The organism is Paenibacillus sp. FSL K6-1230 (assembly GCF_038002385.1).
GTDB lineage: Bacteria > Bacillota > Bacilli > Paenibacillales > Paenibacillaceae > Paenibacillus > Paenibacillus massiliensis.
Window position 1 is genome coordinate 2,962,386 of the sequence record NZ_JBBOCK010000001.1, and the last position, 12,150, is coordinate 2,974,535.

The following is a 12,150-nucleotide window of genomic DNA, read 5'->3' on the forward strand; positions in this document are numbered from 1 at the left end:
TTCACCATCCTTTCTAACCTTTTGCCACTAATTCGAACGTTGCCCTATTTATTCAGGCTGCAAATCACGCTAATCTAGATCTAAGCCGGCTGAACACAATATCGTAAGCATGAGTCTGGTCAGACGACAAGCCATGGCAAATGACTATGCTGTACTATCGAATGAACCTTACGTCACCCGACGGGGAGATCTGTAAGACGCATGAGAAAGATGACAGGAGTGTGGAGCGCTTATGGCAAACGTCCAGCAGACGCTGTTAGACGTCCCTCTCAAGGACCTTCGGCTGGCTCAGGTTCGGCTGCAGGATGAATATTGTATCAACGCTTTTGATAAAGAGCTGGCTTACTTACGTCGCTATGAGCCAGATCGCTTATTGTCCTCATTTCGAACGAACAGGGGGCTTTCACCCAAGGCTGAGCCTTATCCTGGCTGGGAAAGCACAGAGATTCGCGGCCATACGCTAGGACATTATTTAACGGCAGTCGCACAAGCCTATTGCACGACACAAGATACTGACCTGCATGAGCGGCTCGTGTATATCGTGGAAGAGTTAGAGGTATGTCAATTTGAAAACGGATACATTTCTGCATTTCCTGAAATGTTATTCGATCATGTAGAGAATGGAAAGCCTGCATGGGTACCTTGGTACACTATGCATAAGATTATAGCAGGAATTGTGTCAGTTTATCACGCTACCCAGAATATGGTTGCATACCGCTTGGCTGATCGGCTAGGCGATTGGGTTGCTAATCGGGCATTGGGCTGGACAGAAGAGATTCATAATAGAGTGCTGGCTGTAGAATACGGAGGGATGAATGATGCACTGTACCACCTGTACCGCATCACCGCCAAGACGTCCCATATGGAAGCAGCTCACCGTTTTGATGAACTGACTTTATTCCACCCAGTACAGCAGGGACGGGATATTCTGCAGGGGAAGCATGCCAATACGACGATACCCAAGTTCCTCGGTGCATTGCATCGCTACCAGCTTACAGGAGAGAGCTTCTATCTGGAGGCTAGCGTACGCTTCTGGGATATGGTCGTGGAGCATCATAGCTATATGACTGGTGGCAATAGTGAGTGGGAGCATTTCGGTGAACCGGATCAACTGGATGGGAAGCGTTCGCCTTTCACCTGTGAGACCTGCAATAGCTACAACATGCTTAAGCTGAGCCGGGAGCTGTTCAAGCTGACGGGCGATATGAAGTATGCTGATTTTTACGAGAATACGTTCCGTAATGCTATTCTATCCTCTCAGCATCCTGAGACGGGCATGACGATGTATTTTCAGCCAATGGCCACAGGATATTTCAAGGTATACAGCTCTGAATTCGAGCATTTCTGGTGCTGTACAGGGACGGGAATGGAGAGCTTCACGAAGCTGAACGACAGCCTGTATTATGAAGGCGAGCATGCGTTATACATTACACAGTTCATGAGCTCGACAGTGGACTGGGAGACGGAAGGGCTGAAGGTGCATGTAGATGCACGGGTACCAATCTCGGATCAGATCACGTTGCAGATTCAGGCTCAGGAGGGGCATCAGGCCGAATGCTCCATTCATGTGCGGGTACCGTACTGGAGTACTGCACCTGTGGAGCTGGAGGTAAACGGAGAGAACGTGATGTTAACACCTCGTGAGGGCTGGCTAACGCTGAAGCGGAACTGGACCGATGGCGATAAGGTGCGCATCAGGCTGCCGATGAGCATTACTTATGAAGCGTTGCCTGATGCGCAGCATGCGGTTGGTTTTCGCTATGGTCCGGTAGTGCTCAGTGCAGCGCTGGGACAAGAAGATCTAAGCACCTCCGCGACTGGAGTTATGGTGAGCGTTCCGACCCGGCATATGCCAATGAAGGATTTCATCACTTTGGAAGCTGGCATGACGCCTGACGAGTGGCTTGCACGCTTGCCGGAGCACTTGGTGCAGGAGAAGGAGGCGTTGTCCTTCAGATTGCGTCATACCGATGACGATGACCGTCTCGTATTTACCCCGCACTATCTGCAGCATCGGGAGCGATACGGCATTTATTGGTATCTGGTGCAGCCGGATTCAACGGAATTGCAGCAGCATATCAAGCGTAGCAAGGCTGAGCGCCGCATGGTGAAGGCGACCGTTGATAGCCTCCCTGTGGGAAATGATCAGCATGAGCTTGAGCATCAGGTGCAGGGGGATCGTACCTCCGCAGGAACCTGGGACGGCTACAGCTTGCGCAAAGCTGATCCAGGTGGCTGGTTCAGCTACATGATGCGAGTAGAGCCGCAGCAGCCTAATTATTTAACGGTATTGTATTATACTGCCCATACATCTCAAGAGCTGGAGATCCGGTTGAATGATCACTTCTGGTTGCGGGAGCACATTCCGCGAACCAACACTCGCACTTTGACGGAGAAGAGGTATCTCCTGCCAGATCATCTCAGTATGACGAAGGATGGACTGGAACAGCAAGGATTAGCGTCGCAGCATGTGAAAGTTACCTTCGCAGCTTCTGACACAGAGATCAGCATTTATCATATTTTACGAACGATGAGAGCCTTTGACGCTGAGGCAGCTCTGCAGCAGCTAATATTTAATGAAGGAACACTATCTCCAGCCTTCGCACCTGAGCTTAATGACTATACCTTGACCATTGGAGCTAATGTTAAGGCGTTGCAAGCAAGCTTTGTACCACAGAATGATCATGCACTAATCTATGTCGATGGCACTCTAATCGATGAGTCTGCGGTGCGAGCTGTGAAGCTAACTGGTGAACAGCAAGAGCTGGTCGTCAGAGTCGTGGCGGAGGATTTTAATTCAGAAAGAAGCTACCGAATAACCATTCAGCAAGAACCGTATATAAATTGAACCTGTATTATTGAGGAAGGGTGGGCAACGGAGGGGACGTTTGGAAGTGGAGGAGCGATAGCGACCGCCTTTGTCTCTGGATTTCCACGACCAAAAGCCGTTTACATGGAAGAAATCTGGAGACAACAGCGGCCGGAGCTCCAAATGTTCACCGCAGTTGCAAGCACTCGAATCCTCAGCATCTTCAGTTCAATCTTTACTGTGTACATTTTACAGCAATGGAGGAGTAGCTTATGCGAAAAATGTTCATCGTCTTGCTAGTAGTATGTATGACCAGCATGTTACTGTCTGCTTGCGGCGGGGGCCAGGAGTCGGCTGAGCCACAGCTCACGCCGGATGGGAAGGTGAAGCTGAAGGCAATTATGATTAAGCACCCGCTTACGCAGCAGCTCGATAAGATGGAATGGCTGAAGGAGGCGGAGGCACGGGCTGGTGTAGAAATTGAATGGCAGGAGATATCAGCAGATTGGGATCAGAAGAAGGGGGCGCTGCTCGCCAGTGGCGACATCCCCGATCTCATCGTTGGTGTGAACTCCATTACAGATGCTGATTTCGCCCAATTCCAAGGTCTCTTCGAGGATTTGACTGGTCTGATTGAGGCTCATGCCCCGAATGTCCAAGCTATGTTCGAGGCCAAGCCCGAGACGAAGGCGCTTGCTACACAGGTGGATGGCAAAATCTACGGACTCCCCAAATATCAACGCTACTGGCCTGAGACAACAACCCGACAGTTCATCAACCAGGAGTGGCTGGATCGTCTGGGACTGGAGGCACCGACCACATGGGATGAGCTGCATACCGTGCTGAAGGCTTTCAAGGAACAGGATGCGAATGGGAACGGTGATCCGAATGATGAGATTCCGATGGACTTTGCACCGACTGGAAAAACAGGCTTCGGAGCGTTCATGCCGATCGTGTTACTCGGAAGTCAGGGAATCACTCTGACAGATAACGGCGGCATGGGATACTTCATGGAGGATGGCCAAGTCAAAAATTTCTTCATCGACGAACGATACAAGGAGCTGGTGCAGTTCCTTCATAAGCTGTACAGCGAGGGCTTGATTAACCCCGAGGTGTTCACGCAGGATTATACCAAATATCAATCCGTGGCCCGTGGCTCGGGAGATACCGCCAAGGTAGGATATACCTTTGGGTGGGAGGTATCAGACCGATTCGGCAATGCGGTCAGCCCGCAATATACGTCACTGGCGCCACTCAAGGTGTCATCCGATTCGACGGCTCCGATGTCGTGGAGCTATGATTACAATTCTCTGAACTACGGAGTGAACACCGTTCAGATGTCAGCTACTTCAGCGAGTAAAGAGGCGGCCATGCGTTTCATCAATGAGCTATATGATCCCAAGGTGAGCATGCAGGTACTGTTCGGATCTCTTGGCACGAACATTCAGGATAACGGCGACGGTTCTTATACTATACTCCCGCCAGAGGACAGCGCCATGGACCCGGGTACCTGGAAATGGACCTCGACCTGGGCAGACAATGGCCCTATGTATATTGCGGACGATCTGAAGCTGACGCTTGGCACAGATATGCAATCGGTAGGCAAGCAGACCGAGCCGCTCAAGCCGGCCCTTGATGCGATTGATCTGGACAATGATGTGATGCCTGGCGTATTTCTGAAGTACGCACCTCAGGATAATAGCATGATGGCACTTAATAATACGTCATTCATCAGTATGGCTATTGCCAAATGGTCGGAGTGGATTACGAAGGGCGGCGTTGAGGAGCAATGGGATGCGTATGTGGCAGATGCTCAGCGGACCGGGCTGGTGGCCAATCTGGAGATCATGCAGCGATACTACGATGAGTATAAGAGTAAGCAATAACCTGAGGATCGTTCCCGCCTACAATTCGTGCTGAATGGAGGTATCTTATGATTAGTCAGGCATCCAAATCGGATAAGAAGCTCTCCCGTGCAACAGAGGTACCCAAGCGCACATTCCTGAATACGGTTACAAGAGACTATCAGCTGTGGATCATGGTGTTGCCTGCGATTATCGTCATCTTCGTATTCAATTACATTCCCATGTACGGCATCCAGCTAGCTTTTCGGGATTATAACTTCACACAAGGGCTTACTGGCGGTGAGTGGCGGGGCTTTTATTACTTCGAGCAGTTCTTCAACAACTATATGTTCATGGATTTGATGAAAAATACGATCGTCATCAGTCTGGCTACCATTATCTTCAGCTTCCCAGCGCCGATTATTCTGGCACTGCTTGTTCATCAGATTCGCTGGAAACGTGCCAAGAAGACGCTGCAGACGACGGTGTACCTTCCACATTTTATTTCAATAGTAGTCATGGTGGGCTTGCTGAACGTCCTGCTGTCGCCGAATTCAGGGGTCATCGGCCATGTACTCAGTGCAATCGGTCTTGGTGGTACGAACCTGCTCGGCTCGACGGAGGCCTTCGTCCCGATCTATGTCATGTCGGACATCTGGCAGCATGCCGGCTGGAACAGCATTATATACTTTGCAGCCTTGTCCACGATTGATCCGCAGCTATACGATGCGGCCAAGATCGACGGTGCCAGTCGCTGGCACCTGATCCGTTATGTAGAGCTTCCCGCACTGGTGCCGACAATTATTATTTTGTTCATTCTCAGCATGGGCAATGTGCTTGGTACTGGCTTCGAGAAGGTGTTTCTGATGCAGAATCCGCTGAATCTCCCAGTCTCTGAGGTCATAGCAACTTATGTATACAAGATCGGTATTGTCAGCAACCAATTCAGCTATTCGGCGGCGATCGGGCTCTTCAATACACTGATCAACTTTTTCTTCCTATATGCCATGAATCTCATCGCCAAGAAATTCTCCAATATCAGTCTATGGTAAATGATAAGCGGCATCACTCGGGCAAAGGGAGGAGATCACCTTGAACCAGATTCGGCTAAGAGAACGACCGCTCTCGGATTATGCATTTGATGCGGCTGTTGTGATATTGTCTCTGTTGGTATTTCTGATCGTGGCTTATCCCATCTATTTTGTAATCATCGCGTCGATTAGTGATTCTACTCTAGTATCGACCGGGCAGGTGACGTGGCTACCGCGCAATATCAGCTTTTTCGGCTATCAGGAGATTTTCCAGGACACACGCATCTGGACGGGGTACAAGAACACGATTATCTATACAACGCTTGGCACCTTTGTCAATCTGCTGTTCACGCTCCCTGCGGCTTATGTGCTCTCCAGACCGGAATTCCGGGCCAGAAGATGGATCATGTTTGCTTTTGTAATTACGATGTTCTTCAATGGTGGCCTGATTCCCACGTACCTGTTGATGAAGGAGCTTCATCTGACCAATACGATGTGGGTGTTCATTGTCCCGTTCTCAGTGAACGTCTACAATCTGATCATCACACGTTCCTTCTTTGAGCATTCATTACCGAAGGAGCTGTTCGAGGCAGCGCAGATGGATGGCTGTAGTCATTTCAAATTCTTCGCGCAGATTGCACTTCCGCTCTCCAAGGCGGTGGTCTCGGTAGTAGCCCTTTTTTACCTAGTAGCCCATTGGAATGATTTCTTTACCGGGCTCATTTATATCCAGAGCAATCATTTGCAGCCGCTTCAGATTGTATTGCGGGATATCCTGCTATCCAATCAGGTTTTTGCTTCTGGTGCAGGAGCTGGCGGTTCAGCAGGGGGATATGCCCAGCAATATGCGGATCAGGTGAAATATGCTGTGATTATTGTTTCTACTCTGCCAATACTTATTGTCTATCCATTCATTCAGAAATACTTTGAGAAGGGGGTTATGATTGGTTCCGTCAAAGGTTGAGGACGTGGATTAAGACAGCATAGTACGTCTAGCATAAACATCCACAATTTAAATACGGAGTAGCTCATTGCAGAGTAGCTCGTTACCGAGTAGCCATTAGGGTTGCTCGGTTATTTGTGTCTATGGTTATGTCTTCCGCTATTTTTGGAAAAACACATGCAGGGATTCAACCCTGGCAAGCGTGGGGTAAGAGAATAGGTATATTGTGACATGGATAAGCTACCGCTAGAAGGAAGACTATCGTACGAAGGAGGCTTCAACCATGAAGAAATCCATAGCAGATCAGGTACTAGAAGCACTTCTGAATGCGGGCATCAAGCGAATCTATGGAATCGTCGGCGATTCATTGAATGCCATACTCGACTCCATCCGCCGCTCAGATCAGATTGAATGGATTCACGTCCGCCATGAAGAGGTAGCAGCTTTTGCAGCAGGGGCCGACGCACAGGTCAGCGGGAGCATTGCAGTATGCGCGGGCAGCAGTGGCCCAGGAAATATGCACCTTATCAACGGCTTGTATGACTGCCATCGGAATGGTGTCCCGGTGCTGGCCATTGCCGCTCATATTCCAAGCGATGAGCTCGGAAGTGAATACTTCCAGGCGACTCATCCCGAGCAGATCTTTCAGGAGTGCAGCCACTTCTGCGAGGTGATCACGACACCACGGCAGATGCCGCGCATGGTCACGATGGCGATTCAGACTGCCATTGCTCGTTCGGGAGTCTCTGTCATCGTCCTGCCTGGTGATGTAGCCGCGCTTGAGGCTTCTGCAGAGCCTGTACCTGAGCATGTATACCACGTAACGAAGCCGGTCATCCATCCAGCGAGGGAAGAGCTCTTGAAGCTGGCGGAGTATCTAAATGCCGGGAAGAGAATCACATTATTATGCGGAGCGGGCTGTGCAGAGGCACGTCCTGAGCTTATGGAGCTATGTGAGCGACTGCAGGCTCCGATGGTTATTGCCTTACGTGGGAAGGAATATCTCGAATACGATAATCCCTATCTCGTAGGTCTGACCGGACTCATCGGCTATTCGTCTGGTTATCATGCCATGATGGACTGTGACGTATTACTCATGCTGGGGACCGATTTTCCGTACCGCCAGTTCTATCCTGAGGATGCAACAATTGTACAGGTAGATATTGAGCCCGCTCATCTGGGACGCCGTACGAAGCTGGATTATGGATTATGTGGAGACATCAAGGCGACAATTACAGAGCTGCTGCCATATCTTAGGGAGGAGCATAACAGCAAGCATCTTGCTAAATGCGTGGATCGATACGCGAAGGTGCGCCAAGAGCTGGATGATCTAGCAGTTGGCAAGCCAGGCAAGCAGCCGATTCACCCGCAATTCTTGACCAAGGTGGTGAGTGAGGCAGCCGATGATCGGGCCATCTTCACCTGTGATGTGGGGACACCTACCGTATGGGCAGCTCGTTATCTGGAGATGGGACCAGAGCGGCGATTGCTGGGTTCGTTCAATCATGGTACCATGGCCAATGCTTTACCCCAAGCGATTGGTGCCCAGAAGGCAGCTCCAGATCGGCAGGTGATCTCACTGTCCGGTGATGGCGGCCTGACCATGCTCATGGGCGATTTGTTGACACTGCACCAGCATCGCCTGCCAGTCAAGGTCGTCGTGTATAACAACGGGGCGCTCGGCTTTGTCGAGTTGGAGATGAAGGCTGCTGGCCTTCTGGAGTCAGGGACGACGCTGGTTAATCCGAATTTTGCAATGGTGGCGCAGGCCATAGGAATCGAGGGTATCCGTGTTGAAGACCCAGCAGACCTTGAGGATGCCATGAAGCGAGCACTCTTGCACGATGGCCCTGCACTGATCGACGTGGTAGTCAATCGACAGGAGCTGTCCCTCCCGCCCAAAATCAACCTCAAGCAGGCAGAGGGATTTACACTATGGATGATGAAGGCTGTGCTGAACGGAAGAGGAGACGAACTGGTTGAATTAGCCAAGACAAACCTGATACGCTAGTCTATAATTAGCCATGGTTGGGTATTACAACCGCATAGAAGCAGTCCTAATGCATCCTAGGAGGAGAGAACATGAGTCATACTGGAAAAGTAGCAATCATCACAGGAGCGGGAAGCGGTCTGGGACGTGCTGCCGCCTTGAAGCTGGCGGAGAAAGGGGCCTTGATCTCTGTTGTTGACCTGGTGGAGCCAGCCGGTCAGGAGACGGTGCAGCAGATTGAAGCCGCAGGCGGCAAAGCGATCTTCGTCAAGGCGGATGTTAGCAAAGCAGCCGAGGTGGAGAATTATGTGAAGACAACGGTAGAGGCCTTTGGCCGAGTGGACATGTTCTTCAACAATGCAGGTATTTCTGGTCCTGGACTCAAGCTGGCGGATCATAGCATTGAGCAGTTCGACCAGATTATTGATATTAACTTGAGAAGTGTATTGTACGGTCTGAAATATGTCATTACGGAAATGCTCAAGACGGGTGGAGGCTCTATCGTCAATACGGCGTCTACAGCAGGTGTCGTGGGTGTGCAATCCGTTGCTCCCTATGCGGCGACCAAGCATGGCGTCATCGGCGCTACGAGAACAGCAGCTATTGAGTATGGTAAAGACAATATTCGGGTTAATGCAATCGCACCGGGGACGATCGAGACGCCGATGGTAGTCCAATTCGGCAAGGATAACCCGGAAGTGTTCCAGGCTACACTGGACAGCATTCCATCGGGAAGACTTGGCAAGCCTGAAGAGATTGCGAATCTGGTTGCATTTCTGCTGGGAGATGAGGCCCCGTACATTAACGGTTCTGTCTACTCCATTGATGGAGGCGTTACGGCGCAGTAAAGGGAATTCCATGAACTCATTGCTGCTCCGGTAAGGTTGAGAGGGATGGAGCCTGAGCGATGATGACATGAATGTGTATAAGATGGTTTTAGAATAAAGATGGTTCATGAATGTTGTAAGAGAGGCTGCTCGGTTCGAGTGGCCTCTTTTTCAGATCAGAATTTCGTAGTTGAAAAACTGGATAGAAATAGATCTCACCAAATGAACTACACCAAAAGTGGAGGATGAGGACCGTGACAAGAGCGACAACAATTGCTTTTACAGATATTACTCAACACGCCAATGAGGCCCGAACAGGTGGAGTAAGCCTTTTACCTGAGGAAATCTCGTGGCCAGAAAATCCAGATGGTGAGAAATTGACGTTAGCGATGCATTTGCCAGCCCGTTTTTTGAATGATACGTTTGGCTGCACCTATCCTGAAGCAACGGCTATATCTGTGTTTACAACATATAATAGAAACACCTATTTCCTAGATAATATCGTGTATCATGGTGACCCACTAGAGCTGAATATGATCAAAATGGGATTTACGAAGGTGATTGCGCACTCCATAGGACAACCACGTAATGAATCAGAATTTACAGTCCCTGCGCAAGCGATCTCACTCGGGGATAGGATTGAGGATGAAGCAGAAGCCTCATTCACGGGCTCGAAGCTAGGTGGCAGTCCGGGATATTTGCAGAACGAGGATCTCCAGGTTGAGCAATTCATGTTTTGTATTCAACTCTATGGAGGCGATTACCCCGAAGGGTACAATGATATATTCTACCTAAGTGATTCTGTAGGATACTTGTTGCTTTCACGCAATCCCCACCTTTCGAACGAGGATGAAGATGCTGGTATATTCTTTGTACAGTGTTCTTGAGGTGATTTGAAGTGGCTTGTTGGCATCATTGAAGTAGTTCAGGCGCTTCTGGCACCACCATCGAGTGGGGCTGGAGGCGTTTTTTTGCATGAGGATTCTTTGAAGGAAGGAAGCTGCCGTGAGAGGCAGAGGGATGAAAACTGTAATTTGCAAGAAAAAGCAGACCCAACGCTGTGTTCGCGAATAAATGAGAGGAAGTTGTACATACTCCATTTATATCCAATGGAAGTTGTGCAGGAAAGCGAGGTAGCCTACTTGAATCCCCCTTCATCTAAAGCCGATCCATCTAGAAAGAATGAGCCTATCATGATCAGTCCCCATCTTGAAGAAAATTTGGAGCAGATTCGTAAGCTGACTGCAGGCAGCCCTGACTTCATTATCCGTCGTTTTACTGTCGGCATGGACGATCCGTGCCCAGCTGCTCTCGTCTATTTGAGTAGTATGGTAAACCTGGATACGGTGAATCAACTAGTGCTGGGCTCCGTCATGGGGTGGTCTGAACGCGTGCGAGATGCAGATATGGATTCTGCCGAGCAGGTCTTTCAGCAATTGCAGGAACATGCCTTAACGATGGGAAATATCCAGATTCATAGAAAGTGGAGCCAGATGATGGCGGGGCTGCTATCAGGCGATACGCTGATATTCTTGCAGGGCTGCAATCGAATCATCAGTTGCAATACTCCCGGCGGGCCTGAACGGTCCATCAGCGAGCCCACCACTCAATCGAATATCCGGGGACCCAAGGAAGGGTTTGTAGAATCTCTGTTCACGAATGTAGCCTTGCTGCGCAGAAGGATCAAGAACTCGGATTTAACTCTGGAGATGTTCGAGGTGGGTAATTACACGGGTACCAATGTAGCTATGATGTACATGAAAAATATTGCAGAAGAAGAGGTTGTAAATGAGGTGCGAAGCCGGATTCACGGTATTCGTACGGATGCTATTTTGGACTCGGGCATGGTTGAAGATTTCATTCAGGATAAGACTTTTACCCCGTTTCCGACGGTCTATAATTCAGAACGTCCTGATACGGCAGCAGGTAATCTGATGGAGGGACGTATCATATTGCTGGTAGATGGCTCGCCGTTTGTACTCATTATGCCCATTGTGTTTGCCCAGTTTTTTCAGTCAGCATCCGACTACGCGGAGCGTTATGATAGTGCGACACTCCTGCGAATACTGCGTTACATATGCTTCATTATCCTGATGCTGGGCCCGTCCTTGTACATTGCATTCACAACCTACCATTACGAAATGATCCCGACTCCTCTATTAATCAGTATACTGGCCCAGCGAGAGACGGTTCCTTTCCCAGCAATTGTAGAGGCATTTATTCTGGAGTTTACCATGGAGGTGCTCCGCGAAGCTGGAGTTCGTATGCCCAGAGTTGTGGGCCAGACCGTCTCGGTGGTAGGTGCCCTAGTGCTTGGTCAAGCGGCCGTTGAGGCTGGAGTGGTCACGGCTTTGCTTACGATCGTGGTCGCCATTACGGGGATTGCCAGCTTTGCCATCCCCTCTTATAACATGGCTACAGCTGGCAGACTATGCCGTTTTGTTTTTATGGTGCTGGCGGCTTTATTTGGTCTATATGGAGTTACACTTGGTTTGATTGTCCTGGCAGCCCACTTGTGCTCCTTGCAATCTTTTGGCGTTCCGTATATGGCACCATTTAGCCCGTTCAGACTGAAGAGCAATAAAGATACCGTGTTGCGGCTGCCTGCATGGATGATGAGGACAAGGCCAGCTATGTTCAGCAACAAAAATAACAGACGGATGCCGGAGGAGAGTGGAGGCAAGAGTCCGATCAAAGGAGAATGAC

Annotated in this window: 8 protein-coding genes; all 8 read left to right on the top strand. The window is 49.8% G+C overall.

The genetic code is table 11. The features are described 5' to 3' along the window. Positions 1 to 232 precede the first annotated feature (232 nt). The 8 genes from MKX74_RS12835 to MKX74_RS12870 all read left to right on the top strand — a co-directional run bounded on the left by MKX74_RS12835 (position 233) and on the right by MKX74_RS12870 (position 12,149). A complete protein-coding gene (locus tag MKX74_RS12835) occupies positions 233 to 2,848 on the top strand; it encodes a beta-L-arabinofuranosidase domain-containing protein (protein ID WP_341178631.1) in 2,616 nt (871 codons plus the stop codon). Between the two features lie 233 nt (positions 2,849 to 3,081). After that, a complete protein-coding gene (locus MKX74_RS12840; protein WP_341178632.1) occupies positions 3,082 to 4,695 on the top strand; it encodes an ABC transporter substrate-binding protein in 1,614 nt (537 codons plus the stop codon). A 47-nt stretch (positions 4,696 to 4,742) separates the two neighbouring features. Further along, the gene (locus MKX74_RS12845) at positions 4,743 to 5,705 is read left to right on the top strand and encodes an ABC transporter permease (RefSeq protein WP_025680985.1); all 963 of its coding nucleotides are present in this window, start codon (positions 4,743 to 4,745) and stop codon (positions 5,703 to 5,705) included. Between the two features lie 40 nt (positions 5,706 to 5,745). Next, entirely contained in the window at positions 5,746 to 6,648 is a 903-nt protein-coding gene (locus tag MKX74_RS12850) for a carbohydrate ABC transporter permease (RefSeq protein WP_018884579.1), read from the top strand. A gap of 262 nt (positions 6,649 to 6,910) precedes the next feature. After that, positions 6,911 to 8,638 carry a ubiquinone-dependent pyruvate dehydrogenase gene (gene poxB / locus MKX74_RS12855; RefSeq protein ID WP_341178633.1) on the top strand — a complete coding sequence of 576 codons (1,728 nt, stop codon included), beginning with the start codon at positions 6,911 to 6,913 and terminating at the stop codon, positions 8,636 to 8,638. Positions 8,639 to 8,709: 71 nt separating this feature from the next. After that, complete coding sequence (locus MKX74_RS12860; RefSeq protein WP_028592733.1) at positions 8,710 to 9,465, top strand: SDR family NAD(P)-dependent oxidoreductase; 756 nt, start codon at positions 8,710 to 8,712, stop codon at positions 9,463 to 9,465. Between the two features lie 224 nt (positions 9,466 to 9,689). Beyond that, entirely contained in the window at positions 9,690 to 10,331 is a 642-nt protein-coding gene (locus tag MKX74_RS12865) for a hypothetical protein (protein ID WP_341178634.1), read from the top strand. Between the two features lie 222 nt (positions 10,332 to 10,553). Continuing rightward, entirely contained in the window at positions 10,554 to 12,149 is a 1,596-nt protein-coding gene (locus MKX74_RS12870) for a spore germination protein (protein ID WP_341178635.1), read from the top strand. Position 12,150 lies beyond the last annotated feature (1 nt).

What these genes read in the sequence shown, in the direction of transcription:
- MKX74_RS12835 (WP_341178631.1), top strand. Translation starts at nt 233, where the DNA reads ATGGCAAACGTCCAGCAGACGCTGTTAGACGTCCCTCTCAAGGACCTT.
- MKX74_RS12860 (WP_028592733.1), top strand. Translation starts at nt 8,710, where the DNA reads ATGAGTCATACTGGAAAAGTAGCAATCATCACAGGAGCGGGAAGCGGT.
- MKX74_RS12840 (WP_341178632.1), top strand. Translation starts at nt 3,082, where the DNA reads ATGCGAAAAATGTTCATCGTCTTGCTAGTAGTATGTATGACCAGCATG.
- MKX74_RS12865 (WP_341178634.1), top strand. Translation starts at nt 9,690, where the DNA reads ATGAGGACCGTGACAAGAGCGACAACAATTGCTTTTACAGATATTACT.
- poxB (WP_341178633.1), top strand. Translation starts at nt 6,911, where the DNA reads ATGAAGAAATCCATAGCAGATCAGGTACTAGAAGCACTTCTGAATGCG.
- MKX74_RS12845 (WP_025680985.1), top strand. Translation starts at nt 4,743, where the DNA reads ATGATTAGTCAGGCATCCAAATCGGATAAGAAGCTCTCCCGTGCAACA.
- MKX74_RS12870 (WP_341178635.1), top strand. Translation starts at nt 10,554, where the DNA reads ATGGAAGTTGTGCAGGAAAGCGAGGTAGCCTACTTGAATCCCCCTTCA.